The 25,488-nt window shown below is 73.1% G+C and carries 25 protein-coding genes; 10 read left to right on the top strand and 15 right to left on the bottom strand.

The genetic code is table 11. The annotated features are described in order from the left end of the window. A complete protein-coding gene (locus ABZ321_RS23465; protein ID WP_354894558.1) occupies nucleotides 1–921 on the bottom strand; it encodes a cation diffusion facilitator family transporter in 921 nt (306 codons plus the stop codon). Nucleotides 922–1,121: 200 nt separating this feature from the next. Between ABZ321_RS23465 and ABZ321_RS23460 the strand changes: the two genes are divergently transcribed. The 6 genes from ABZ321_RS23460 (at nucleotide 1,122) to ABZ321_RS23435 (ending at nucleotide 7,526) form a co-directional block, all read left to right on the top strand. Continuing rightward, entirely contained in the window at nucleotides 1,122–1,751 is a 630-nt protein-coding gene (locus ABZ321_RS23460) for a copper resistance CopC family protein (RefSeq protein WP_354894555.1), read from the top strand. A gap of 29 nt (nucleotides 1,752–1,780) precedes the next feature. Next, a complete protein-coding gene (locus tag ABZ321_RS23455) occupies nucleotides 1,781–2,488 on the top strand; it encodes a YcnI family protein (protein WP_354894552.1) in 708 nt (235 codons plus the stop codon). A gap of 4 nt (nucleotides 2,489–2,492) precedes the next feature. Beyond that, the gene (locus ABZ321_RS23450) at nucleotides 2,493–4,550 is read left to right on the top strand and encodes a cytochrome c oxidase assembly protein (RefSeq protein ID WP_354894549.1); all 2,058 of its coding nucleotides are present in this window, start codon (nucleotides 2,493–2,495) and stop codon (nucleotides 4,548–4,550) included. Nucleotides 4,551–4,651: 101 nt separating this feature from the next. Then, nucleotides 4,652–5,296 carry a thioredoxin domain-containing protein gene (locus ABZ321_RS23445; protein ID WP_354894674.1) on the top strand — a complete coding sequence of 215 codons (645 nt, stop codon included), beginning with the start codon at nucleotides 4,652–4,654 and terminating at the stop codon, nucleotides 5,294–5,296. Next, entirely contained in the window at nucleotides 5,296–5,859 is a 564-nt protein-coding gene (locus tag ABZ321_RS23440) for a vitamin K epoxide reductase family protein (RefSeq protein ID WP_354894546.1), read from the top strand. The genes ABZ321_RS23445 and ABZ321_RS23440 overlap by 1 nt, the downstream gene beginning before the upstream one ends. Continuing rightward, nucleotides 5,856–7,526: a copper resistance protein CopC gene (locus ABZ321_RS23435; RefSeq protein WP_354894543.1), complete on the top strand. Its 1,671-nt coding sequence runs from the start codon at nucleotides 5,856–5,858 to the stop codon at nucleotides 7,524–7,526. The genes ABZ321_RS23440 and ABZ321_RS23435 overlap by 4 nt, the downstream gene beginning before the upstream one ends. Nucleotides 7,527–7,681: 155 nt before the next feature. Here ABZ321_RS23435 and ABZ321_RS23430 read toward each other — a convergent pair whose 3' ends face one another. Both ABZ321_RS23430 and ABZ321_RS23425 read right to left on the bottom strand, forming a co-directional pair. Then, on the bottom strand, nucleotides 7,682–8,449 hold the full coding sequence (locus ABZ321_RS23430) for a cytochrome c biogenesis CcdA family protein (RefSeq protein ID WP_354894671.1): 768 nt from the start codon (nucleotides 8,447–8,449) through the stop codon (nucleotides 7,682–7,684). A gap of 128 nt (nucleotides 8,450–8,577) precedes the next feature. After that, entirely contained in the window at nucleotides 8,578–9,087 is a 510-nt protein-coding gene (locus ABZ321_RS23425; protein WP_344500035.1) for a hypothetical protein, read from the bottom strand. 147 nt (nucleotides 9,088–9,234) lie between these two features. On the opposite strand from ABZ321_RS23425, the gene ABZ321_RS23420 reads away from it, so the two are divergent. Continuing rightward, the gene (locus ABZ321_RS23420; RefSeq protein ID WP_344500034.1) at nucleotides 9,235–9,621 is read left to right on the top strand and encodes a hypothetical protein; all 387 of its coding nucleotides are present in this window, start codon (nucleotides 9,235–9,237) and stop codon (nucleotides 9,619–9,621) included. A gap of 118 nt (nucleotides 9,622–9,739) precedes the next feature. On the opposite strand, the gene ABZ321_RS23415 is transcribed toward ABZ321_RS23420, so the two are convergent. The 5 genes from ABZ321_RS23415 to ABZ321_RS23395 all read right to left on the bottom strand — a co-directional run bounded on the left by ABZ321_RS23415 (nucleotide 9,740) and on the right by ABZ321_RS23395 (nucleotide 13,519). Next, complete coding sequence (locus ABZ321_RS23415) at nucleotides 9,740–11,236, bottom strand: SulP family inorganic anion transporter (protein WP_354894539.1); 1,497 nt, start codon at nucleotides 11,234–11,236, stop codon at nucleotides 9,740–9,742. After that, a complete protein-coding gene (locus ABZ321_RS23410) occupies nucleotides 11,233–11,604 on the bottom strand; it encodes a carbonic anhydrase (protein WP_354894536.1) in 372 nt (123 codons plus the stop codon). The genes ABZ321_RS23415 and ABZ321_RS23410 overlap by 4 nt, the downstream gene beginning before the upstream one ends. A 127-nt stretch (nucleotides 11,605–11,731) precedes the next feature. Continuing rightward, a complete protein-coding gene (locus ABZ321_RS23405) occupies nucleotides 11,732–12,082 on the bottom strand; it encodes a hypothetical protein (protein ID WP_354894533.1) in 351 nt (116 codons plus the stop codon). Between the two features lie 124 nt (nucleotides 12,083–12,206). Then, nucleotides 12,207–13,151, bottom strand: a complete 945-nt coding sequence (locus ABZ321_RS23400; protein WP_354894530.1) for a M56 family metallopeptidase — start codon at nucleotides 13,149–13,151, stop codon at nucleotides 12,207–12,209. Further along, nucleotides 13,148–13,519 carry a BlaI/MecI/CopY family transcriptional regulator gene (locus ABZ321_RS23395; protein WP_344500022.1) on the bottom strand — a complete coding sequence of 124 codons (372 nt, stop codon included), beginning with the start codon at nucleotides 13,517–13,519 and terminating at the stop codon, nucleotides 13,148–13,150. Before ABZ321_RS23395 ends, ABZ321_RS23400 begins: the two co-directional genes overlap by 4 nt. Nucleotides 13,520–13,818: 299 nt before the next feature. Here ABZ321_RS23395 and ABZ321_RS23390 point away from each other — a divergent pair, with 299 nt between their 5' ends. Further along, nucleotides 13,819–14,403 (top strand): hypothetical protein, encoded by a 585-nt coding sequence (locus tag ABZ321_RS23390; RefSeq protein WP_354894526.1) that lies wholly within the window; start codon nucleotides 13,819–13,821, stop codon nucleotides 14,401–14,403. On the opposite strand, the gene ABZ321_RS23385 is transcribed toward ABZ321_RS23390, so the two are convergent. From ABZ321_RS23385 to ABZ321_RS23370, 4 genes are all read right to left on the bottom strand, one after another. Further along, entirely contained in the window at nucleotides 14,400–15,464 is a 1,065-nt protein-coding gene (locus ABZ321_RS23385; RefSeq protein WP_354894523.1) for a Dyp-type peroxidase, read from the bottom strand. The two genes, ABZ321_RS23390 and ABZ321_RS23385, sit on opposite strands and share 4 nt — an antisense overlap. A 47-nt stretch (nucleotides 15,465–15,511) precedes the next feature. Beyond that, complete coding sequence (locus ABZ321_RS23380; protein ID WP_354894520.1) at nucleotides 15,512–17,752, bottom strand: heavy metal translocating P-type ATPase; 2,241 nt, start codon at nucleotides 17,750–17,752, stop codon at nucleotides 15,512–15,514. Nucleotides 17,753–17,761: 9 nt separating this feature from the next. Next, nucleotides 17,762–18,733, bottom strand: a complete 972-nt coding sequence (locus tag ABZ321_RS23375) for a hypothetical protein (protein ID WP_354894517.1) — start codon at nucleotides 18,731–18,733, stop codon at nucleotides 17,762–17,764. Between the two features lie 133 nt (nucleotides 18,734–18,866). Next, nucleotides 18,867–20,276, bottom strand: coding sequence for an MFS transporter (locus ABZ321_RS23370; RefSeq protein WP_354894514.1), 1,410 nt, complete (start codon nucleotides 20,274–20,276; stop codon nucleotides 18,867–18,869). Between the two features lie 196 nt (nucleotides 20,277–20,472). Between ABZ321_RS23370 and ABZ321_RS23365 the strand changes: the two genes are divergently transcribed. Continuing rightward, on the top strand, nucleotides 20,473–20,763 hold the full coding sequence (locus ABZ321_RS23365; protein ID WP_354894511.1) for a metal-sensitive transcriptional regulator: 291 nt from the start codon (nucleotides 20,473–20,475) through the stop codon (nucleotides 20,761–20,763). A 132-nt stretch (nucleotides 20,764–20,895) separates the two neighbouring features. Here the strand turns inward: ABZ321_RS23365 and ABZ321_RS23360 are convergent, their stop codons facing one another. Both ABZ321_RS23360 and ABZ321_RS23355 read right to left on the bottom strand, forming a co-directional pair. Continuing rightward, nucleotides 20,896–21,522: a DUF305 domain-containing protein gene (locus ABZ321_RS23360; protein WP_354894508.1), complete on the bottom strand. Its 627-nt coding sequence runs from the start codon at nucleotides 21,520–21,522 to the stop codon at nucleotides 20,896–20,898. 98 nt (nucleotides 21,523–21,620) lie between these two features. After that, nucleotides 21,621–22,016, bottom strand: a complete 396-nt coding sequence (locus tag ABZ321_RS23355) for a DUF6153 family protein (protein ID WP_354894505.1) — start codon at nucleotides 22,014–22,016, stop codon at nucleotides 21,621–21,623. Between the two features lie 124 nt (nucleotides 22,017–22,140). On the opposite strand from ABZ321_RS23355, the gene ABZ321_RS23350 reads away from it, so the two are divergent. Further along, a complete protein-coding gene (locus ABZ321_RS23350) occupies nucleotides 22,141–24,168 on the top strand; it encodes a copper-translocating P-type ATPase (protein ID WP_354894502.1) in 2,028 nt (675 codons plus the stop codon). Nucleotides 24,169–24,182: 14 nt separating this feature from the next. Here the strand turns inward: ABZ321_RS23350 and ABZ321_RS23345 are convergent, their stop codons facing one another. Further along, entirely contained in the window at nucleotides 24,183–25,163 is a 981-nt protein-coding gene (locus tag ABZ321_RS23345) for an NlpC/P60 family protein (RefSeq protein ID WP_354894499.1), read from the bottom strand. Nucleotides 25,164–25,488 lie beyond the last annotated feature (325 nt).

Below are 25,488 nucleotides of genomic sequence, written 5' to 3'. Positions count from 1 at the left end.
CTACGGATGGGTGGGGTGTTCGTGGCCGGCATGGCCGGCCGGCTCCAGCTGGAACGTCGAGTGGTCCACGTCGAAGTGCCCGGCCACGCAGGCCTGCAGCGCGTCGAGCAGTTGTGGGGCGTGCCCGTCCTGGAAGCATTCGTCGCGGACGACGACGTGGGCGCTGAGCACCGGCAGGCCTGACGTGACGGCGTGGACGTGCAGGTCGTGCACGTCCAGGACGTGGTCGAGCCCGGTGACGTGGTCTCGAATCTGGTCCAGGTCGATACCGGACGGTGTCGCTTCGAGGAGCACGTTGACCGCCTCGCGCAGCAGCCGGACCGCCCGCGGGGCGATGACGAGGCCGATGAGCACCGACACGATCGCGTCGGCGCGGTTGAACCCGGTCGCCGCGATCACCCCTGCCGCGACGAGGACGCCGACCGAGGTGACGGCGTCGGTGGCAACCTCGAGGAACGCGCCGCGCATGTTGAGGCTGGCGTTGCGGGCCCGCCACAGCAGGGCGACGCCGACGAGGTTGCCGGCCAGGCCGATGAACCCGAACAGCGCCATGCCGCCCGGTTCGACGGTGGACGGCTCGACCAGCCGGCGGACCCCCTCGACGAACACGTAGACGCTCATTCCGGCGAGGACCAGGCCGTTGACGGCGGCGGCGAGGATCTCCGCGCGGGCCCACCCGAACGTGCGGCGGCCCGTCGCCGGGCGGGCCGCGAGCACCGTCGCACCGAGGGCCAGGGCCACCCCACCCGCGTCGGCGAGGACGTGCCCGGCGTCGGCGAACAGCGCGAGGCTGCCGGTGACCAGCGCACCGACGACCTCGACGGCGAAGATCGCCACCGAGACGGCGAGCGCCCCGGTGAGCGCGCCACGGTGCCGGCCGGTCGCCGTGACCTGGTGGTCGTGATCGTGTCCGTGGCCCATCACATCACTCTCCCGCGACACATGTTCACATGCGCATATTAATACGCGTGACCGACGACGCGTCAAGAGTCAGGTCTCTTCTACTATGTTGCTTCGTAGTTGCGATCCGAGAGCGATTGAGTTGCCCCACCCGGGAACTTTCACGTCCCGGCGAACGACTACGTGACGTAGGAGTCAGTTCAGGGGAAGGAACGGGTGCGGTGAAGTCAGACACGCGACGACGGATCCGGTGGCGGGCGGGCGCGGCGCTGACGGTGGTGGCCGTCGTCACGGCCCTCACCACCGCCTCGCCCGCCTGGGCGCACAACGCGTTGCGCGGCAGCACCCCGGCCGAGGGCGCCGGCCTGCCCACCAGCCCGGCCGCGATCACGATGACGTTCCGCGAGTCGCCGAACGCCGCCATGGCGCAGGTGGCGGTGGTCGACGCCGCCGGCGCCGACCTGGTCGCGGGAGCACCGACCGGTGCCGGGACCACCCTCACCCAGCCCTTGCGGGCGGCGACCGCGGCCGGTGCGGTCAGCGTCACGTACCGCGTCGTCTCCACCGACGGGCACCCCGTCCAAGGCAAGATCACCTTCACGGTGGCCGCCGCATCGCCGGCCGCCACAAGTCCGTCCCCGGTGCCGGCCCAGACCAGCGCCAGCGCGCCGGCACCCACGACCGCCGCCGCCACGTCTCAAGCCGCCGCCGCGGCGGAGGAGCCGGTCCAGCCGTGGGGGGTCGCGTTCGTCGTCGGGCTGCTCGTCGGTCTCATCGCGATCGCCGCGGCCCTCGCCTTCTGGCCGCGGCGCCGCCGCTCCGACCAGACCGGCGGACCGGACGCCAGCTGACCACCGCCCCATCGGAGGAACGGACGTACATGCTCACCGTCATGTGGCAGCGCATCGCCGTCGCCGGCGCCGTCATCGCCGCGGTGCTCCTGGTGCCGGGGGTCGCCGCCGCGCACATCAGTGTCACCGCCGAGGACGCCGTCCCGGGCAGGACCGCCCGGCTGACGTTCCGGGTGCCGAACGAGAGCGACACCGCCAGCACCGTCAAACTCGAACTCGTCATGCCGGCCGCGACCCCGATCGCGTTCGTCGCGCTCAAGGCCGTCCCGGGCTGGACCGCCACCACCGAACGGGGGCCGCTGCCCACACCGGTCGACACCCCGGACGGCCGGCTCACCGAGGCCGTCACGAAGGTGACCTGGACCGCGGCGGCCGGCGGCGGCATCAAACCCGGCTACTTCGAGGACTTCGAACTGTCCGCCGGCCCGCTGCCCGACGTCGGCACCATCGCGTTCAAGGCCCTGCAGACGTACTCCGACGGCGAGGTCTCCCGCTGGATCGAGGAACCAGCCGGCGGCCAGGAACCCGACGACCCGGCACCGGTCCTGCACCTGGCCCGCACCGCACCCGGCAGCGCCCCGCCGGCCGCAGTACCGGCCGCGGCGGGATCCTCGGGCACCGGTCCGCTCCCGGTCGTCCTGTCGGCGGCAGCGCTCGCGGTTGCTGTTGCGGCACTGGTACTGACCGTCGCCGGCGCCCGGCGGGCAGCGCGCGACGCGAACCGGCGACCGGAGTGACCCGGTGGCGTTGAAGGAGGTCGCGCGGCGACGCGCGCCGGCCGCGGTGCCGGTCGTGGCCGCAGCCATCGCGGCGGCGGGTGCGGTGTACGCCGGCGGGAGCGCCGACGCGACGGCGCTGCCGGGGCTGAGGGTGGCCGGCCCGGTGACCGCATGGGGACTGCCGATCGCCAGGGTCCTGGCCGACGTGAGCGCGGCGGCGACGCTCGGGCTGCTGCTGGCCGCGGTGTGCCTCGCGCCGGTCGACCGTGAACGGACCGGGCGGGAGCGCCGGTCGTCGCTGTCCGCGGCGGGATTCCACGCGACCCGGCTGGCGTCCCTGGCCGCGGCCGGATGGCTGGTGGCGGTCGCCGCGCTCGCCGTGTTCACCGTGTCGGATCTGCTCGCCGCACCGGCCGCCGACGTCGTGCGTGGACGGGCGGCGGTGAGCTTCCTGCTCGACCTCGTGCAGGGCCGGGCGATGCTGGTGAGCGCGGCCGCAGCGGCGGTGATCGCGGTCGTCGCCCGGTTCGCCTTCGCCGTGCGCACGGTCGTGCCCCTGGCCGCGGTGGCCGTGGTGGGGCTCGCCGCGCCGGCGTTCGCCGGGCACGCGGCCTCGTCGGGCAACCATCAGCTCGCCGTGTCGTCGCTGGTGCTGCACAGCGTCGCCGCGGCCGCCTGGCTCGGCGGGCTGACCGCGCTGCTGCTCCTCCGCCTTCGCGGCGCCGCCGACCGGCACCGGGCGGTGCGCCGGTTCTCCGTCCTCGCCACCTGGTGCCTGCCGATCGTGGTAGCCGCCGGGTCGATGAATGCCCTGACCCGCCTGCAGCACCCGGCCGAGCTGTGGAGCAGCCCGTACGGACGGCTCATCGCCATCAAGATCGGCGCTGTCGCCGTCGTCGTGTGCCTCGCCGCGTGGCACCGGCGGGTCAGCATCCCGGCCCTGGCCGGCGGCCGGCCCGGGGCGTTCCGGCGGATCGCCGTCGTCGAGGTGGCCGTCCTCGCCGCGGCGTTCGGGCTCGCGGTGGCCCTGTCCCGGACGCCTCCGCCGACCGCCGGCAGCGGCGAGGAGACCCTCGCCCAGAGCCTGCTGGGCTTCCCCATGCCCGGCCCGGTGTCGGTCGGCCGGCTGCTGACGCAATGGCTCGTCGAGCCCCTCGCGCTGACGGTCGCGCTGGCCGCCGTCGGTGCCTACGCCGCGGGCTGGTGGCGGCTGCGGCGTCGCGGCGTCGCCTGGCCGGCCCACCGCCTCGTCGTGTGGACCGCCGGCTGGGTGGTCGTGGTCCTCGCCACCAGCTCCGGGCTGGCCCGCTACGCACCGGTGCTGTTCAGCGCGCACATGGCGGTGCACATGGCGTTGAGCATGCTCGCCCCCATCCTGCTCGTCCTCGGCGCACCCGTGAGCCTGGCGCTGCGCGCCCTGCGCCCCAGCCGCGAGACCACCTGGCCCGGACCCCGGGAGTGGCTCACCGCCGCCCTGCACAGCCGCCCCGCCGCGCTGCTCGGCCAACCGCTCGTCGCGCTCGCGGTCTACGTCGGCAGCCTGTACGGGCTGTACTTCACCGGCCTGTTCGAGCTCGCGCTGCGCTCCCACGCCGCGCACCTGGCCATGCAGGCGCACTTCCTCGCCGCCGGCTACCTCTTCTTCCACACCCTGATCGGGGTCGACCCGGGCCGTCGTCCCGCACCGTTCCCGCTGCGCATGGTGCTGCTGTTCGCCGCGATGGCCCTGCACGCCATCTTCGGGCTCGCGGTGCAGCAGTCCACGACCGTGCTCGCCGCCGACTGGTACACCGCCCTCGCCCGCCCCTGGGGCCCGTCGCCGCTGCAGGACCAGCGACTCGGCGGCGGCATCGCCTGGTCGTTCGGTGAACTCCCCAGCGCCGCCGTCGCGCTCGTGCTCCTCACGCAGTGGTGGCGTTCCGACCAGCGCGAGGCGCGACGCGTCGACCGGGCCATCGACCGGGCCGACGCCGCCGGCGAGGACCACGCCCTCGCCGCCTACAACCGCCAGCTGGCCGACTGGGCCGCCGAGGCACGACGTACCGACGACGCCACCGACAAGGGAGCCACCCGCCGATGACCAAGAAGGCCAAGCCCCGCACCTCCGCGTTCAACGCACCGGCCCGACGCGCCGGCCCGACCCGGCGGCCGGCCCGCGGATGGTGGCAGAACGGCAACCTGATGCTGACCGTCACCCTCGTGGTCGCCGCCGTGATCGCCTTCGGCGCGTTCCTCGTCGTCGACGGCACCGGCAGCGAAGCCGAGCCGGTCACCGGCGCGGCCGACCCACGGCTGGTCCGTGAGGACAGCCACCGCCTCGACGTCGCCGCCGACGGAAAGGTCACCCTGGTGGAGTTCCTGGACTTCGAGTGCGAGTCCTGCGGCGCCGCCTACCCGTCGGTCGAGCGGCTCCGCAAGGAGTACGCCGGGAAGATCACCTACGTGGTGCGGTACTTCCCGCTGCCCAACCACACCAACGCCCAGAACGCCGCCCAGGCGGCGCAGGCCGCGGCGCAGCAGGACAAGTTCGAGGCCATGTACACCAAGCTGTTCGACACCCAGAAGGAGTGGGGCGAGGCGCGGACCTCGCACGCGGACACGTTCGCCGGCTACGCCGAGCAGCTCGGCCTCGACATGACCCGCTACCGCGCCGACGTCACCGCACCGGCCACGGTCGAGCGCGTCAACCGCGACAAGGCCGACGGCACCGACCTCGGCGTCCAGGGCACCCCGACGTTCTTCCTCAACGGCAAGCGGCTGCAGGTCTCCCCCACGTACGCCAACCTGAAGAAGGCCGTCGACGACGCCCTCGCGGCCGGCGGCTGATGCCGGTCCACGCCCGCAGGCTCGGGTGGCTGCTCACGGTCGCCGGCGCGCTCGGGCTGGCCGCCGCGTTCGTGCTCACCGTCGAGAAGATCCGGCTGCTGCAGGACCCGGCGTACCGGCCGACGTGCAGCATCAACCCGATCCTGTCGTGCGGCTCGATCATGGGCAGCGACCAGGCCGAGGTCTTCGGGTTCCCCAACCCCCTGCTCGGCCTGGTCGGGTTCACCGTGGTCGTCACCACCGGCGTCGCCGTCCTCGCCGGCGCCGTCCTGCCCCGCTGGTGGTGGCTCGGGCTGCAGGCGGGCGCCGTCTTCGGCGTGGTCTTCGTGCACTGGCTGTTCGTACAGAGCGTGTACCGCATCGGCGCCCTGTGCCCGTACTGCATGGCCGTGTGGGTCGTGACGATCGCCGTCTTCTGGTACGTGACGCTGCACAACCTCGGCGGACGGCCGATCGTGGACGCGGTCGCGCGGTTCCACAGCACGATCCTCACCGCCTGGCTCCTGGTCCTGGTCGCGTTGATCGGCGTGGAGTTCTGGGACTTCTGGAGGACCTTGCGATGAGCTGGCGGACACTGTTCGCCGCGGTGGTGCTCGGCTGGCTCGCCGTCCTCGCGCTGCCAGCCGCACCGGCGGGCGCGCACGCGACGCTGGTCGGCTCGAACCCGACGGCGGACGTCGTCGTCGACGCGCTGCCCGGCGAGGTCGTCGTCACGTTCACCGAGCCCGTCCGGCCCGTCGCCGACAAGGTCAGGGTCATCGCGCCGGACGGCGGGCGCCTGGACACCGGCAAAGTCACGGCCCGCGGCGCCGACCTCGTCATCCCGCTGCGCGGCAACGGACCGCGAGGCACCTACCTGGTCAGCTACCGGGTCATCTCCGCGGACAACCACCCGATCAGCGGCGGCTTCGCCTTCTCCTACGGCGAGGTCACCGCCACTCCGACCGACGCCGCGGGCGCCGACGTCCAGACCGACCCCCTGGTGAAGCACACCATGTCGGCCGCGCGGTGGATCGGCTTCCTGGGACTGATACTGCTGGTCGGGCCGGCCCTCGTCCTCCTGGCCCTGTGGCCGGCCCGGCTGCCCACCACCGGCCCGGTCCGCCTCGCGCTCGCCGGTGCCGGTCTGGTCGCGGTCAGCGCCCTGCTGGAGCTGTACCTGCAGATCCCGTACACCTCCGGCGGCGACCTCCTCGACGCAACCACCGACGGCGCAGGCGACGTGCTCGGCAGCACCTATGGCGCCGCCCACCTGATCCGTCTCGCCGCCGTCGTCGCGGCCGTGCTGCTCCTGCGGCCGGTCGCCGGCCTGCGCGCCGGAAGGCTCGACCAGGCGCTGCTGATCGGGCTCAGCGTCGTCGGCGCCGCCACCTGGCCGCTGTCAGGGCACCCGAGCGCCTCCCCGGTCCCCGCGCTCACCGTCGTCGCCGACGCCGCGCACCTCGCCGCGATGGCCGTCTGGGTCGGTGGCCTGGTCATGCTGTTCGGGTTCCTGCTCCGCCACGCCGACCACCGCGAGCTGGGCGTCATCATGCCGGTCTGGTCCGGCTGGGCGCTGCTCGCCGTCACCGTCCTCGTCCTGGCGGGCACCGCCCAGGCTCTCGTCGAGATCGGCACCCTCGGCGCGCTCACCGGCACCCTGTACGGGCGGCTGGTCATCGTCAAGGTCTGCCTGTTCGCCGTCATCCTCGCGGCCGCCGCGTACGCGCGGAGCGTCACCAACCGCAACTACCCGGCCGCCACCGACGACGCGGACGAGGAAGTGGCCGACGCCACGGTACGCAGGCGGCTGCGGATCGGGGTCCTCGTCGAGACCGGCGTCGTCGTGCTCGTCCTCGGCGTGACATCCGTGCTGGTGCAGACGACCCCGGCGCGCAGCGTCGAGGCCGCCGCGGGCCGACCCGGCCGGCCGGTCGAGGTCAAGGTCAGCAGCAACCTGTTCCAGGTCGTCGTCGACGTCTCGCCGGCCAGGACCGGGATCAACACCGTCCACCTGTACGCCCGCAAACCCGACGGCAGCGCGCCGCTCAAGGTCGTGGAGTGGAAGGCGACGGTCGCACTGCCGTCGAAGGAGGTCGAACCGATCACTGTGCCGCTCGTGGCCCTCACCCCGGACCATGCCAGCGGACAGATCGCGTTCCCCACCGCCGGCACCTGGGACATGCGCGTCACCGTCCGCGTCGACGACATCAACCAGGCGACGGTCACCGCCAGAATCCCGGTCGGCTAGGCCCTCTCGACCTACTACTAGTTTCGATAGTAGTATTCATCGCGAGCCGGGGACCTTGGTGTGGTCGCTGTCAACCCGGCTTGACGCGGCGCGCGTTCCGCCTCGCTCAGGGGCTCGCGCCGCGTGGCAGCGATCCCGCCGCGCCGGACGTTCTCTCAGATGCCGATCACTCCGGGCCCGACGGTCACCCGCAGCCAGATGATGAACTCGGTCCACGCGCCGGTCAGCAGCGCGAGACCGACCACCATCAGCATCACGCCGCCCGCCACGTTGATGGCGCGGCGGTAGGGGCGGGTCGCGGTGATGAAGGCCAGCCCGCGCCGCATGCCGACCGCGACGGCGAGGAACGGCAGACCGAGCCCGGCGCAGTACGCCGCGGCGAGCAGCAGCCCCCGGCCGACCGTCGCGTCCACCGCGGCCAGCGACAGCACCGCGCCGAGGGTCGGGCTCACGCACGGCACCCAGCCGAGCCCGAACGTCGCCCCGAGGATCGGCGCACCGGCCAGCCCAGCGCGGGGAAGGAACCGGAGCCGGCGCTCGCTGGGCACCCGGGGCAGCAGGCCGGCGAACGCCAGTCCCAGCGCGACGGTCAGCGCCCCCGCGACGACCTCGACCGTCCGGGCGTGCTGCCACAGCAGGCGACCGGCCTGCGCGAACGTCACCCCGGTCAGCAGGAACACGACGGTGAACCCCGCGACGAACAGGCACGCACCGGCGAGCATTCGTCCACGCCCGGCCGCCGGCGCGGCGGCCGGCGCACCGCCTGCCGCATTCCCGGACGCCGTACTCCCGGATGCCATGGGTCGCGGCCCCGGCAGCGTGGTGGCGGCGAGGCCCGTGACGTAGGACAGGTAGCCGGGCACGAGCGGCAGCACGCACGGCGACAGGAAGCTCACCACACCCGCCAGCAGCGCTACGGCCATTCCCGCCAGCAGGGGGCCGCCCGCGGCGACCCCTGCGAAGAAGTCCCCCACCGGCGCTCCTCGATCAGACGCGAGCCACCACGGTACCAATGACTCCTATCCACCGTAGTAGGAGGGTGTTTCCGGGCTCATTCCGGCGCCGGGGAGCCGTCGGGCGGGCCGCCGTCGGCACCCAGCAGCCCGGCGAACTGGCGGACCAGGTCCGCGCCGGTCATGCCCGCCGCCGCGAACTCGTGCACCTCGCCGTCGGCCATGCCGACGGACACCCGCACCCGCCCCCCTTCCTCGGTGCTGCGCGCCCACTGGATGCCCTCCAGCGGCAGGTCCGGTGCTGTCACACCGTCACGGATCGCCCGTCCGGCCCGCACGGACAGGACCCAGCCCGCGACGGCCGCGGCCACGGCGAACACCGCGAGGGCGCCCGCGGCCGCGAAGAGCACCTCGCCGGCCCGGGCATTGACGGCGGCGCCGACGCCCATGCCGGTCATCGCGAGGGCCAGGGCGCCGAACGCGGACCCGCCCGCCCAGCGCAGCAGCGCCTGCCGGCGGGCGGCGCGGGCGACCACGTGCACACCGCCGTCGGTGAACCACAGCGTCGCCGTCGTCCCGTCCGCCACCTCGACCCCGCGCAGTTGCATGCCGCCACGGTACGCGCCCCGTCACCGCCGCCCGATCCGGCCACGGCGGTGGCACGATTCGGGGATTCGTTACTACTAGCCCGCCTAGTACTGTCCTTCTCAGCAACACGGACGACAACGACACAGCCAATTGGAAGGAACACCGCGATGAGCGAGTACGGCGAGTTCGAGACCGGTTACGAGTCCGGCGACGTCGAGCAGCTGCACACCGAGGCCGGCAGCGAGCAGGACTACCAGTCGGACTTCGGCGTCTACAGCCAGGACAGCGCGTCGGCCGAGTCCACGGACTTCGAGACCGGCAAGCACGTCGAGTACGTCGGCGCGGACGGCTCCCGCTTCGAGTCCACCGACTACACCAGCTACAGCCACGACGAGGCCGAGACCAACAGCGTCTTCGCCGCCGAGGGCAGCGAGCAGTCGTCGTCCTCCGAGTACGCGAGCATCGACGCGCTGCGCGCCCAGTTCCAGTCCGCCTTCGCCGAGGGCACCCAGATCTCCGACGGCGGGCACGGCCCCTCCATCGCCGGACACTGACCCCTCTACGACCCCCGACGGGGTCGAGCGGTCCGCGCGCGGGTGCCAGCGGGGCGTGTCAGCCGCCATTAGGCGGAGGACACGCCCTTGCGCGTGCGGAAGCCACGCATCGCGGCCGCTACGGCCCGGAGGCCGACGGTGGGTCGTGTCCGCCGGCGAGCAGCAGGACCGGCGTCGGCGCGGTGCTGTTGTGCCGGTCGGCCCAGGTGCTCAGGGCGGACTGGCAGGCGTGGTCGACGTGCCGCAGGCCGCGCAGGTCCAGTTGCACGGCCCGGTGCGCCGGCAGGGCCGACAGCGCGGTGAGGATGACGGGCAACCGCAGGAACGTGGCGTTGCCGACCAGCCTGACGTGGATCGGGCCCTGACCGGAGTCGGTGACGTGCACGCGGACGTGCGACGTCTCCCAGGCCGACTTCGCGACCGCGAGACCGATCCCGATCAGGACACCCTGGAACATGTCGATGAGCAGGATGGCGCCGGCGGTCCCGGCCAGCACCAGCGCCTCGCCCCGGTGCTCACGCCACAGCTGCGGCAGGACCTTGACCGGCAGCAGCTTGAACCCGGCGTGGATCAGCACGCCCGCCAGCGCCGGCAGCGGAATGAGCGCGAGCACGGCCGGCAGCGCCGCGACGAACACCAGCAGCCAGACCCCGTGCAGCACCCGGGACGCCTTGGTCCGCGCGCCGGCCTGGACATTCGCCGCGCTGCGCACGATCACCGCCGTCATGGGCAGCGAGCCGAGCACACCGCAGACGCTGTTGCCGACGCCCTGCGCGATGAGCTCCTTGTCGAACGCGGTCCGCGACCCGTGGTGCATCCGGTCGACGGCGGACGCGCTGAACAGGCTCTCCGCCGAGGCGACGAGCGCGAACGCGACGGCCGTGCCGAGCACACCCACGTCCGCCAGCTGCCGGAGCTGCCCGATCGACGGCTGCAGCACGCTGAGCAGCCCGCCGACGTCCACGGTCGCCAGCGGCAGGTCCAGCGCCGCCGTCGCGGCGGACGCGGCCGTCACCGCGACCAGCGTGCCGGGCACCAGGCGCGCCGGGCCGGGCAGCTGCGCCCACCGCACGGCGATCACGATGGTGCCCAGTCCGACCGCGACGGCGGTCAGCGCCGTGCTCGAGGTGCCGGCCTGCACGGCCAGCCGGACCAGCCCGGCCAGCTTGTCGATGCCGCTCGACGGTGCCGTGGCGCCGGCGAGGACGTAGAGCTGCGCGGCGATGAGCAGCAGTCCGATGCCGGTCAGCATGCCCTGCACGACCGCGACGGAGATGGCCTGGAACCAGCGGCCGAACCGCAACGCGCCCAGCCCGATCTGCAGCAGCCCGGCGACCAGCACGATCGGCCCGAGGGCGGCGACGCCGTACGTGCCGACGGCCTCGGCGACGAGCACGGTGAGGCCGGCCGCGGGTCCGCTGACCTGCAGGCTGCTGCCGGGCAGCACCCCGGCGACCAGTCCCCCGACGACGCCGGTCACCAGTCCGAGCTCGGCCGGCACGCCGGACGCCACGGCGACCCCGGCGCACAAGGGCAGCGCGACGAGGAACACCACGATCGAGGCCGGCAGGTCGGTGCGGGCGACCCGCATCGCCCGGCGCACGGGCGTGGTCACAGCGGCCGGAACGCGTCGGAGCCGGGCCGGGCGGCGAGCACCTGGCCGGTGTCGACCGCGTACACCCAGGCGTGCAGCCTGAGGCGGCCGGTGGCCAGTCGGCGCGCGACGCACGGGTGGCTCTGGAGGTGGTCGAGCTGGGTGAGCACGTGCCGCTGCGCCGCCGCAGCCAGGTCCACAGCCAGATCCGCAGCCGGGTCTGCGGCCAGGTCCTCGGCCGCCGTCACGAGGTTCGCGGTGTGGCCGAGCCAGCGCCGGACCATCGGCATCGTGTCGGTCCGCGCGGCGTCGGCCAGCCGGGCGAAGCGGTGCGACTGGCGCTTGACGGTCTCGGGGAAGGCACGTGCGTGGTCGATGAGGGTCTGCATGGTCGTCCAGGTTCGGTAGCGGTGTGAGTGACGTGGCTGCGCCTCACGCCGCCGCACATGCCGGCGCGCGTCGCTCAGAACGGGTCGGAGGACGCGTGGTCTCGTGCGGCGGGCAGAGGTGGGTCGCTCAGCACCGCAGGATCTGCAGGAGGGCCTGTATCCGGCCCGCGATGTACCGGCGGCCGGTGGCTGCCCGCGGCGCTGCGGGCACGGCTGCCACGCAGCGACTCTGGATGACGTCACCGACGACGCCGGCCCGGCGCTCCGCCAGGGGCTGGCTCCGCATGGGTCTGGCGACCTGGTCGCGGTCGATTCCCGTGCAGTCGGCGGGACGCTCCACGACCGGCAACTGCTGGTTGCCGGCCGCCGCGTGTACGCCGGAGACGGCGCCGACCGGATGGTGCACCGCGCCGAGGTGCAGCAACAGCGCGCACACGACCATTGCCACGGCCGACACGACCTTGCGCTGCACATCCACCCTCTCGTCGGCTCCGCCGGCGGGATCAGTCGGGTGGATCAACACGGCCGGCTCACGCCGGTTACGGGATGCCAGCTGTGAAATAGCTGAAAAAGGGCGAAACGGTCAGCGCCAAGGTTCCCGGCTACAACGACAGCGCGGCGGGCACCCAGGACCCGCAGCAGCGGTCGAACATCGCCATGGCGAGGGGCGCGACCGCGACCGCGGCCACTCCCGCGGCGACGCACGCCTTGGCCGCCGTGGCGAGCGGCCGCGGCGGGGCGAGGAGGCGGTGCAGTCGCTCCAGGCTGTCGCCGCCGCTGACGGCCAGCAGCCCGCCGCCCGCGCCGACCGGCTGCGCCATGGTGACGAGCGCCCGGGCGAGGTCGATCCGCTCGGCACTGCGGGCGGCGGTGTCGTCGGCGCACAGCTCGACCAGCCGCTCGACCTGCCGCCTCGCCAGCGTGAAGGCGGCGACCCCGGGAAACGCCTGCTCCAGGAACCGGACCCAGTGGGTGAGGTGGTAGTGCCGTCCGCTGGCGTGGGCGCGCTCATGGGCGAGCACGGCGTGCAGCTCCGGTGCCCGGAGCTGGTCCACGGCGCCGGAGGTGATCACGATGTCGGTCGCCCGCCCCGGCATCAGGTAGGCGGCGGGCTGGTCGTGCCGCACCACCGTCGCGCCGGGCACCGGCGAGGGGATGCCGGCGAGCCGGACGAGCATCCGCAGATCGGCCCGCCGCGCACGCTGGACGGCGGCCATCCGGGTGACGCCGAGCCCCATCCGGTAGCACAGCGCCGCCACGGTCACGAGGCCGACGACCGCGGCGACCTGGGCCGGCGCGTCGTGCCGGCCGAGCAGCGAGTCGAGGCAGAAGTGCCAGGCCCCGCTCACCAGGTCGTGGGTGCGGTCCCAGTACAGCAGCAGGTTGAGCCCGGTGAGCAGGCTCGCCGCCACGACGGCGCACGACCCGACCAGCCAGGCGGTCAGGGCCAGCCGCGGCGCCCGCACCACCCACGACGCCCCGGCCAGCCGCGGCGCGGCCACGAGCGCGAGGACGAGCGTGAACGCGATGAGCAGCAGTGGACTCATCGGCCCGAGATCCGCCGCTCGTAGCTGTTGAGCGCCTCGCGGAGCGCGGCGGCGTCGTCCATGGTCATCCGGCCGACGAAGTGCATCAGCGCCTCGCCGCGGTCGCCGCTGTCCACGAGCACCTCGTGCATGGTCCGCGCGACGACCTGATCGCGGGTCAGTGCCGGCAGGTACCGGTACGCGCGGCCGTCCGGCTCACGGGTCAGCCAGCCTTTGCGGTACAGCGTGTCGATCACGGTCATGACGGTGGTGTAGGCGAGCTTCCGGTGCCACCGCAGGTCGTCCATCGCCTCGCGGACGGTGGTCGGCGCCTGCCGCTTCCACAGCACCTCCATGAGTGCCGTCTCCAGCTCTCCGAACCCTTGCACGACGCACCCTCCGCCCGACTGACGGCTAGCGTAGCGTGGCCGCGCCCACCACCGCGCCGCCCGAACGGTGGCGACCGGTCGTCGGAGCCATGACCGCACGCCGCAAGCTACTAGATTCGATAGTAGTTTGCCGTCCGAAGCATCGACGAGACAACGTGCAACACGGTAGTCGATCATCGACAGGATTCGGTGCCGGGACTTTTTTCGCGACCTGTTAAAATACTATCGATGGTCGTAGACTCCGCTGCATGTGGAGGACGTCCGCCAGGCAATCGTTTTCCTGTCGGGTGCTGGCGGCGATGGCGCTTGTCGCGGCCTGCGCCGGCTGTACCGCCGAACAACCGCCGACTGAGCACCGATCGCCCGCCGTCGCCGGTCCGGTGCTCGCGCCGCCGTCGGCCGGGTTGCCGGTGCACCCGTCCGGCAGCCCGACGGCCCTGCACGGTTCGTGGGACGTCAGTCAGGTGGACGACCCGTGCCGGACCCTCACGCAGCAGGAGGCCGCCCAGGTCCTGGCGATCCCGGTCGACCCGCCGCGGAAGGTGGAGAGCTGGCCGCCGGTGTGCGCCTTCGGCCTGACAGCCAAACTCGGACCCCTCGCCCCCGGCGGCACACCCACCATCACGGAGTACCTGTACCTGCTCGACGACTCCCAGACCAGCGGGCGTGACGACTTCGAACGCGGGCGCAGCAACCCCGCCGTCGTCGAGCCCGTCACCGGGATCGGCGACGAGGCGTACTGGACGCCGGACAAGTACGAGCTGCAGGTGATGAGCGGCAAGACGCACGTCATCACCAAGTTCAGCGGCCGGAACCCGCCGGCCGACGCCAAGGCCAAGGCCATCGCGGTCACCCGGATCTCACTGCCCAGAGCGAAACCCTAGAAGAGCGCGGCACCGATCCACGACCCCCGCCCGACCCCGGGCGGGCACGCGAACACGCCGCCGGCCAGGTGCTGGCTGAAGCCCTTGAGCGGGTCGTTCGCGGCGAGCCGGCGCTGGATGGCGACGAACTGCCGCTGCGGGTCGCGCTGGTAGCAGATGAAGATGAGCCCGGCGTCGATCAGCCCGTTCGGGTCCGCGCCGGCGTCGTACGAGTAGGACCGCCGCAGCAGTTTGGCGCCGCCGTTCGCCTCGGGCGACGCCAGCCGGGCGTGTGACGCGGGAAGGTCCAGGCGGTCGTTGCTGTCGCGGCGGCGGCCGATGACCGTCTCCTGGGTCGCGACGTCGGTGCGGTCCCAGGTGTCCAGCAGCAGCCGGATCCGGCGCACGACGAGGTATGTGCCGCCGTGCAGCCACGCGGGTCCGTCGCTCACCCAGAGGTGCTCGGCCTGTTCCTGCTCCTTGGTCAGGTCGAGGTTGGCGGTGCCGTCGCGGAACCCGAACAATCCGACGGGGTCCGCCGCGTCGCCCGCGTCGCGGAAACCGACCTGCCGCCAGCGGAGCACGGCATTGCCCCGACCGGCGCTCACGAGCGCACGGACCGCGTCGTGTGCCGTCGTCGGGTGCTGGGCGCAGACCTGGATGCAGAGGTCGCCGCCGCCAGCGGCGGGCTCCAGGGACTCGCCGGGAAACGTGGGCAGTTCGGCCAGTGCCGCCGGGCGGCGGTCGACCAGGCCGAACCGGCCCTCCGTGAACAGGGCCGGTCCGAAGCCGAACGTGACGGTGAGCGCGGCACCCGCCGCGCGGGTCAACTCCTCGGCGACCCCGGTCCACGCCCGCAGCAGCTCGATCAGGCCGTCGCGATCCCTCGCCACCACGTCGAAGCCGGACATCTGCAGGAACGGCAGGACCGGCGTGGTGATGCCGGACTGGTGGACGCCGTGGAACGCGGGTGGCGGCGGGTCGCTGCACGCCGCCGCACCGAGCAGCGACCCGCCCAGGATCCCGGCGCCGGCCAGCACCGAGCGGCGCGGGATCCCCTGTCCTTCCACCGCCGGCGCCATCGCCAGAACCTACATCGAGCGCCATGCATCAGGCGAGCGTGCCCGCATCATGTGGTGGTGGCGTGCCTGGACCGGAAGCCGCGCAGCCGCAGGCTGTTGGACACGACGAACACCGACGACAGGGCCATGGCGGCGCCGGCGAGCATCGGGTTGAGCAGGCCGGCGGCGGCGAGGGGCAGGGCGGCGACGTTGTAGGCGAACGCCCAGAACAGGTTGCTCTTGATGGTCCGCAGGGTCCGCCGGGACAGCCGGATCGCGTCGACTGCGGCGAGGAGATCGCCACGGACGAGCGTGAGGTCGGAAGCCTCGATGGCGACGTCCGTGCCGGTGCCCATGGCGAGGCCGAGGTCGGCCTGGGCGAGCGCGGCGGCGTCGTTGACCCCGTCGCCGACCATCGCCACGACCTTCCCGGCGGCCTGCAGGCGGGCGACGGCGTCGACCTTGCCGGCGGGCAGCACGTCGGCGACGACCTCGGTGATGCCGACCTGCTCGGCGATGGTGCGGGCGACGGTGGCGTTGTCGCCGGTCAGCAGGATCGGCGTGAGGCCGAGCCGGCGCAGTTCGGTGATCGCCTGGCGGCTGGTCGGCTTGACCGTGTCGGCGACGGTCAGCACGCCCCGGGCCCGGCCGTCCCAGCCGGCGAGGATCGCGGTCTGCCCGGCGTGCTCGGCGGCGGCCTGTGCGGCCCGCAGCTCGTCGGGGATGGTCAGTCCGTCGTCGAGCAGCAGCCGGGCCCGCCCGGCGACAACCAGCCGCCCGTCGACGGTGCCCCGCACGCCCAGCCCTTCGGCGTTGGCGAATCCGGACACCGCGGGGAGGGCGCCGAACCGTTCGGTGGCCGCGGCGGCGATCGCGCGGGCGATCGGGTGTTCGGAGGCGGCCTCGAGGGCACCGGCGAGGCGGAGCACCTCGTCGTCGACCGCGGCCGCGTCGACGAGCGCCATCCGGCCGGTGGTCACGGTGCCGGTCTTGTCCAACACGACGGTGTCGATCCGCCTGGTGGATTCGAGAGCCTCGGGGCCCTTGATGAGGATGCCGAGCTGGGCGCCGCGGCCGGTACCGACGAGCAGCGCGGTCGGCGTGGCCAGGCCGAGGGCGCAGGGGCAGGCGATGATGAGCACGGCGACGGCCGCGGTGAACGCGGCGGTGAGGCCGGAGCCGGTGCCGATCCAGTAGCCGAGGGTGCCGACGGCGAGCGCGATGACGATCGGGACGAACACGCCCGAGATGCGGTCGGCGAGGCGCTGGACGGCGGCCTTGCCGGTCTGGGCCTGCTCGACCAGCTTGGCCATCTGGGCGAGCTGGGTGTCGGCGCCGACGCGGGTGGCCCGCACGACGAGGCGCCCGCCGGCGTTGACGGTGGCGCCGGTGACGGCGCTGCCGGGCCCGACCTCGACCGGGACGGACTCGCCGGTGAGCATGGCCTCGTCGACGGCGGAGGTGCCCTCGTCGACGACGCCGTCGGTGGCGATCTTCTCCCCGGGCCGGACGACGAACCGGTCCCCCACCGCCAGCTGGTCGACCGGGATGCGGTGCTCGGTCCCGTCGCGCAGGACGGCGACGTCCTTGGCGCCGAGCTCGAGCAGGGCGCGCAGGGCGGCGCCCGCGCGGCGCTTGGCCCGGGCCTCGAAGTAGCGGCCGGCGAGGATGAACAGGGTGACGCCGGCGGCGGCCTCGAGGTAGATGTTGCCGGCGCCGTCGGTACGTTCGATGGTGAGCTCGAACGGGTGCGTCATGCCGGGGGTGCCGGCGGTGCCGAGGAACAGCGCCCACAGCGACCACCCGAACGCCGCCAGGGTGCCCAGCGACACGAGCGTGTCCATGGTGGCGGCGCCGTGGCGCAGGTTGGTCCAGGCGGCCTTGTGGAACGGCAGGCCGCCGTACACGACGACCGGCGCGGCGAGGGTCAGCGACGCCCACTGCCAGAAGTCGAACTGCCACGCCGGGACCATGGCGAGCAGGATCACCGGCACCGTCAGTACCAGCGAAACCCACAGCCGGGTCCGCAGCGGTCGCAGCTCGTCGACAGGCTCGGCGGTTGCCTGTGGTGGTGTGGGCAGGGCCGCGGTGTAGCCGGTCTGCTCGACGGTGGTGATGAGATCGGCGGCGGTGACCTCGCCGGTGACGGTGACGTCAGCCTTCTCGGTGGCGTAGTTGACGGTGGCGGTGACGCCGTCCATGCGGTTGAGCTTCTTCTCGATCCGCGCGGCGCAGGAGGCGCAGGTCATGCCGCCGATGGCCAGTTCGAAGCGCTGTGGTGCCGCGATCAGCGGCCGGGTGAGTGCCATGACATGTCCTCAGCTGTGCGTGTGACCGGGCTCGCCGTGCTCAGACGGGGCCGGATTCGATTGCGCCGTGGCGCCGGCGATGGCGGTGAATTCCGCGGTACGGACGACGCCGCCGTGCTGGAAGTCCAGGAACAGCCGGTAGGTCCCGTCCGACGGCACCTCGGCGTAGAAGGTGATCCGCGGGCCGGCGGTGGTGCGGCCGTCGCCCGGCGCGCCGTCGGGGTGGACGTGCAGGTAGGCGAGGTCGCCGTCGCGCAACGCGACGAGGTGGCCGTACGCGCCGAGGTAGGGCTGCAGGTCGGTGACGGCGACGCCGTCGCGGGTGACGGTGAGGGTCAGCTTCGACGACGTGCCGGGGACCAGGTCGCCGTCGACGGTGACGGTGTAGCCGCCGACGGTCGTGGTGCGCCGCGGCTCCGGGAGGGCCCGGGGCTGGTAGTCGCCGGGGGCGGGGACGTCGACGCCCAGGGTGAGGCCGCGCGGATGCCCGGCGGGCTGGAAGTCGGCGAAGACCCGGTACTGGCCGGGAGCTCCGGCGGTGAGGGGGACGCTCCAGGTGCCGTCGGCGTCGCGCTGCGGGTGCACGTGCTGGAACCCGGCCAGGTCGCGGCGCACGACGATGAGGTGCAGGTCCTTGTCGTGGCTTCTGGTGTAGGCGGTGACGGGTGCGCCGCCGGGGCCGGTGATCCGGAAGCGGAACGGGGCGGGCCCGGTCGTGCTCAGCGCGGTGCTGAGCGGTTCGATGCGATAGCCGTCCTGGGTGACCTGCAGCCCGGCGGGCAGTGCCGCCGCGGCCCCGGTCTGGTGCTGGTCGTGGCCGCCGGTCGGCTGGTGGCCGGGGTCGGCGGCGGCGTCGTGGTCGGTGCCGGTGTGGGCGGCCGGGGCCACGGCGGGACCGGCGACGTGGCCGATCCCGACCGCGGCGGCGAACACGGCCGCCAGGCCGAGCGCGTAGGCGCCGAGCTTGAGCGGTGTGCGCATGACTACCTCGCCACCTCGTAGAGGGAAGTCGTCGTGTTCATTGCGGTGCTCCTCATCGGTCGATGGTTCCACTGTACCCCTACCCCCTAGGGGTATCAACGAGACGGTCTTGTCCCGGTGCGGATGTGACAGGTCAGACCCGGACGGGCTCGGTCGCGGCCGCGGGCGCCGGGCGCAGTGCGATCGCGGCGATCACGGCGCCGGCCAGGGCGATCACCGCGGCGCCGGTGAACGCGGCGGAGTAGCCGTCGGTGAGCGCGGGCAGGTCGCCGAGCCGGTCGGCGCCAGACGCGGCGGCGACGGCGGTCATCGCGGCCAGGCCGAGCGCGGAGCCGACCTGATAGCTGGTGTTGACGATGCCGGCCGCCAGCCCGCCCTCCTCGGGCCTGGCAGCACCGATCGCGGTGCCCAGCGACGGGATGAAGGCGAGCGACATGCCCAGCGCCGCGACGAGCGAGGCGGGCAGCACGTCGGCGACGAAGCTGCCGGTCGGGCGGACGAACGCCAGCCAGCCGAGGCCCGCGGCGAGCACGGTCAGGCCGGCGACGACCATCGCCCTGGGGCCGAACCGGCCGATCGCCCGCGGGGCGAGGAAGATCATGCCGAGCATGATGAGAGCGGTCATCGGCAGCAGCGCGGCGCCGCTGGGGAAGGCGCTGTAGCCGAGGACCTGCTGCAGGTACAGGTTGAGGTAGAACCACATCGGGATCCATGCCGCCCCGAGCAGCAGCTGCGCGACGTTGGCCGCGGCGAGGTTCGGCGCCCGGAAGATCGACAGCCGCATCAACGGCTCGCGGCGGGCCGCCTGGATCGCCACGAACGCGGCGAGCGCGAGCGCCGCGGCGCCGAGCACGAGCCAGGTCCGCACCGAGGACCAGCCGACCTCGGGGGCGCGGACGATCGCGTACACCGCGGCGGCCAGGCCCACGGTGACGGTGAGCGCGCCGAGCAGGTCGAGCGAGCCGCGGCGGGCGCCACCGGACGGCATCACCGCCGGGATGGCGGCGAGGACGAGCACGGCGATCGGGACGTTGATGTAGAACACCCAGGGCCAGCTGACGTACTCGGTGATGACCCCACCGAGGAACACCCCCGCCGTGCCACCGGCCGGCGCGGCCGCACCGTACAGCGCCAGGGCCTTGGTGAGCTCCTTCGGCTCGGCACCGAAGAGCATCATCAGCAGCGTCAGCGCCGACGGGGCGATGAGCGCGGCGCCGGCGCCCTGCACGGCGCGGGCGGCCAGCTCGACCGCGACGCCGTCGGCGAGCCCGGCGGCGAGCGACCCGGCCAGCAGGACCGCCCAGCCGGCGGCGAACACCCGCCGGGCACCGAACAGGTCCGACAGGCGGCCACCGAGCAACAGCAGGCCGCCGAACGCGACGACGTAGGCATTGAAGACCCAGGACAGGTTGCCCGGGGTGAAGCCGAGTTCGTCCCGCATGCGGGGCAGGGCGACACCGATGATCGAGGTGTCCATGATGACCATGAACTGAGCCAGGGCGATGAGCCCGAGAGCCCACCACCGCCGGGATGCGCTTGCCATCTCCATCACTCCTTCGTACCCCCAGGGGGTATCCGTGTGGAGCCATCCTTACCCCCAGGGGGTATATCCGTCAACCCGGACTTCGCCACAGCGGCCGGCGCTGGCGATCTGGATGTTCGTCCGCGCGCGTCGAGCGCTGCCGAGCCGCAGCAGACGACCTGGACGATACCCCCGGGGGGTTCATACACTGGGTGGCATGACGACACCGGCACGCGGCTACACCGCGACCAAGGACCAGCTGCAGGGCCGCCTCAGACGCATCGAGGGGCAGGTGCGCGGGATCGAGAAGATGGTCGACGAGGACCGCTACTGCATCGACGTGCTCACCCAGATCGGCGCGATCCAGGCCGCCCTGGACAAGGTCGCACTGGGCCTGCTGGACGACCACTCCCGGCACTGCATGCAGCACGGCGCCGAGGAGGGCAAGGGCGAGGAGATGGCCACCGAGATGATGGCCGCCGTCGGCCGCCTGCTGCGCCGCAGCTGAAGGCCTCCGCTATGCAGCCGCAGCGGCGCGGCGCAGGCCGAAGCCGGTGATGCCACGCGGGGGACTGAAACGAACCCGCGGGTGCGGCACCGCCGCATGCCGGCGCCGCACCCACGGGGTGACACGGAGCGACTACAGCTTGGCCAGCATCCCCTGCATCTCGGTGATCTCCGCGGTCTGGTCCGCGGCGATCTTCCCGGCGAGCTGCTTGGCCGCCGGGTCCTGGCCCTGGGCCTGTTCGGTCCTGGCCATCTCGACCGCGCCCTGATGGTGCTTGATCATCATCTGCAGGAACATGGTGTCGAAGTCCTTGCCGGTGGCCTTGGACATGTCCTGCATCTCCTGGTCGGTCATCATGCCGGGCATGTGTCCCATGCCGCCCATGTCGCCATGGCTCATGCCACCGGGGCTGGGGACCGGCTCACCCCAGGCGGTCAGCCAGCCGGACATGGTGGCGATCTCCGGCTCCTGCGCCTTGGCGATCCTGTCGGCCAGGGCCTTCACCTCCGGCGTGGTGGCCTTCGACTGGGCGATCTTCGCCATGTCCAGGGCCTGACGGTGGTGCGGGATCATGTCGGTGGCGAACTTGACGTCGGTGGCGTTGAACGTGGCACCCGACTTCGGCGCCGCGACGGACGTGGGGGCGCCGGTGCCCATGGTGCCGTGGTCCATCCCGCCGTCGCCGCAACCACCGGCGAGCAGGGCGAGGCTGAGCGCGCCGGTGGCGATCGCGGCCCGGCGAAGGTTGATCGTGCGCATGGTGAGTCCAGCTCCTGAGGATTCGAAACGGTGACGCGGACGCGTCAGGACGTCGCCGCGGGCAAGGTGCCGGCGGCAGCAACGACTCCTGAGACGGCCTACGTACGCCAGATCGACAGCACGCTGCGCGCCGGCGGTCCGCAACCGCTGCCGCCGGCCGCCTCGGCCGCGACGGTGACGGCCAGCGTCCGGACCACAGTGGCGGGCGGCACCGCTTGTGACACGGTGAAGGTGGGGGCGGGGGCACCGATGGCGGGCGGCATGGCCGACTGGCACATCGCCTCGGCGTGACCACCTCCGTGCGGACCGCCGGGACAGGAGTCGTGGTGCCCGTCCGGAGCGCACTGCGGCATCGCCTGGACGGCCGTCGCCATGCTCGCGTGCGTCGCCTGCGGGAGCGGGGCGGCGGCCAGGGTGTGCATCCACGCGACACCCAGCACGAGCAGCACCGCGGCCAGCAGCCAGGCGTGCGACCGCACACCGGCAGACCGCATACGGCGGCTCCGCACCACTCCCCGACCACCTCCTATGCGACATCGTAGACCGCGGACCCAGGCCACTCTCGCCTGCCGCGCATACCCCATGGGGGTGCGTCGAGCGGGACGGAAGGAGCCGGCGATGACACAGCCGCACGGCGCCGGGCACGACAAGCACGCGGGGCACGACCCTGAGGCGTTCCGGCGCAAGTTCTGGCTCAGCCTCGTGCTGACCATCCCGATCGTCGCGACCAGCCACATGGTGATGGGCTGGCTCGGCTACCGGCTCGACTTCCCGGGCATGGCTCTCGTCGGGCCGGTGCTCGGCACGGTGGTGTTCCTCTACGGCGGATGGCCGTTCCTCGCCGGCGCGGTCGCCGAGGTCCGCGACCGCGCCCCGGGCATGATGCTGCTCATCGCGATGGCGATCACCGTCGCCTACACCGCCTCCGTGGCCACCAGCCTCGGCTGGTTCGACCTGGAGTTCTGGTGGGAGCTGGCCGCGCTGGTCACCATCATGCTGCTCGGGCACTGGCAGGAGATGAAGGCGATCGGCCAGGCCGGCGGCGCCCTCGCGGCCCTCGCCGCGCTGCTGCCCGACGACGCCGAGCTCCTCGACACCGACGGCCGGCCGCGGCCCGTGCGGGTCAGCGACCTGCGTGTCGGGGACACGGTGCTGGTCCGCTCCGGCGGCCGGGTGCCCGCCGACGGTCACATCGTCGACGGCCGGGCCGAGCTCGACGAGTCGATGGTGACCGGCGAGTCGCGGCCGGTCGCCCGGACCGCCGGCGACCGGGTCGTGGCCGGCACCGTCGCCACCGACTCAGCGTTGCGCGTCGAGGTCGAGGCCGTCGGCGACGACACCGCCCTCGCCGGCATCCAGCGCCTCGTCGGGCAGGCCCAGCGGTCCCGCGGCCGGGCACAGGTCCTCGCCGACCGGTTCGCCGCCTGGCTGTTCTACGTCGCCGCCGGCGCCGGGCTGGTCACCTTCGCCGCCTGGTGGGCGGCCGGCGACCTGGACGGGTCGGTGGTGCGGACGGTCACGGTGCTGGTCATCGCCTGCCCGCACGCGCTCGGCCTGGCCATCCCGCTGGTGATCGCGCTGTCCACGGCGGTGGCCGCCCGCGCCGGGATCCTGGTCAAGGACCGCCTCGCGCTGGAGCGGATGCGCACCGTCGACGCGGTGCTGTTCGACAAGACCGGCACCCTGACCAAGGGCGCGTACACCGTCACCGGCGTCGCTGCGGCCGCCGGGCACACCGATCAGCAGGTGCTGCGCACCGCCGCCGCGGTGGAGGCCGACAGCGAACATCCCCTGGCCCGGGCCATCGTGACCGCGGCCCGGCGGGACGGCGCGACCGACCTGCGTGCCGAGGAATTCCAGTCGCTGACCGGCCGCGGCGTGCGGGCCACCGTCGGCGGGGTCCGTTACGCCGTCGGCGGCCCGGCGCTGCTGCGGGAGCTGCGCGTCGGCCTGCCCGACGACGTCGCCGCCGCGTCCGCCGCGTGGGCCGGGCGCGGCGCCGCCGTGCTGCACCTGATCCGGCTCGACGATGACGCCCCGCACGCCGTCGGCGCGCTCGCCCTGGAGGACGAGGTCCGGCCGGAGGCGAGGGAGGCTATCGCGCGGCTCCGGCGGCTCGGCGTCGGCAAGATCGTCATGATCACCGGGGACGCCCGGCAGGTCGCCGACGCCGTCGCCGCCGACCTCGGGCTACGTCCGGGCGTCGACGAGGTGTACGCCGAGGTCCTCCCGGCCGACAAGGACCGGACCGTCGCCGACCTGCAGCGGCGCGGGCTGCGCGTGGCGATGGTCGGCGACGGCGTCAACGACGCCCCGGCCCTGGCCCGCGCCGATGTCGGCATCGCCATCGGCGCCGGCACCGACGTCGCCATCGAGTCGGCCGGCGTCGTGCTGGCCTCGTCCGACCCGCGTGGCGTCACCGGCGTCATCCGGCTGTCCAGGGCCAGCTACGGCAAGATGGTCCAGAACCTGGCCTGGGCCGCCGGGTACAACATCGTCGCGATCCCGCTCGCCGCCGGCGCCCTCGCCTGGGCCGGGATCACCCTCAGCCCGGCCGTCGGGGCCGTGCTGATGTCCGCGTCGACGATCGTCGTCGCGCTCAACGCGCAACTCCTGCGCCGGGTCCAGCTCACCCCGAGCCGGTGAACGGGCGGGATCCGTCAGCCGGGTCGGCGTGCGCCCATGTACGGCATGGTGTCGATGCGGGCCATCCGGACCGGCACCCCCGCACGGGACGCGTGGACCATCAGGTTGTTGCCGACGTACATCCCGACGTGGTGCAGGTCGCTGTAGAAGAAGACCAGGTCGCCGGGTCTCAGGTCGGCCTTGCTGACCGCGCTGCCCTGCTTCCACTGCGCGCCCGTGTAGTGGGTGAGCGACACGCCCGCGGCCTTCCAGGCGTACTGGGTGAGGCCGGAGCAGTCGAAGGTGCCGGGTCCGACGGTGCCGAACACGTACGGCTTGCCGATCTGCGCGCAGGCGGTCTTGACCGCGGTGCCCGCCGCGCCGCCGATGTACACGGCCGGGCACTGACCGATGTACAGCTCACTCTTGGGCACGTCGGTCGCGCCGAGCTGCCGGCGCAGCGCCTGCAGCCGGTCGACCTCGGCCTGGATCGACTTCTTGCGGGCGGCGAGCTCGGTCTCCTGCGCCTGCTGCTGCGCGACGAGGGCGTCGATCTTCGCCTTGTCGGCGGCGTATCCGTCGCGGAGCTGCGCGACGGACGCGATCTGGTCGGCGCTGTTCTTCGCGAGGCGGTTCAACGTCGCGAGCTGCTCGGCGAACGTCTGCGGCGAGTCGGTCGACAGCAGCACGCTGAGCACCGACGCGCTGCCGTACTTGTACTGCCGCGCCGCCATCACCCCGACCTCGTGCATGGCGGCGTCGACCTGCTGCTGCAGGGGCGCGAGCGTGGCGGTGAGCGTCTTGGCCTTGGTCTGGTTCGCCGCGAGCTGGCTGTGCAGGTCGTTGTACTGCTCGATGACCGGCTCGAGCTTCTCCCACGCCTCGTCCAGCTGCCGCTCGATCTCCGGCAGCGACGGCTCGGCGTGCGCCGAAACGGACGGCACCAGTCCGGCGAGGGCGACGGCGGCCACGACCAGCGTTCTGCGAACGATCGAGAACGTGCGGTTACGGTCCACCGAGGCGACGCCCTTCCTCCAGCCGGCGCCCCAGGGCCTCGAGGGAGACCTGCCGCCGAGACGGGCCGTGGCCCACCGTAGAGAGGTCCACGACCGCAAATCAACCCATCGGCCGACTTCCTTCGCTACGCAGCCGGATCGTCACGTGGCGTGTATTCCTATTGGTGATCGGACATGTGGCACACCCAGCTGACAAGCGTATCGGCGGGCACTCCGGCCGCCGGCGTGCGCCGTTTCGCCTTGCTCTGCCTGTACATGCGACCTCCTATGACGAATAGGAGTCGATGAGGCGGTGTAGGCCTCGCTGCCCCCAGGCGCCGCTCGC

The sequence above is a fragment of the Dactylosporangium sp. NPDC006015 genome (assembly GCF_040614215.1).
Lineage (GTDB): Bacteria > Actinomycetota > Actinomycetes > Mycobacteriales > Micromonosporaceae > Dactylosporangium > Dactylosporangium maewongense.
The sequence above is the reverse complement of the archived record's forward strand: the minus strand, read 5'-3'. Positions and strand labels throughout refer to the sequence as shown.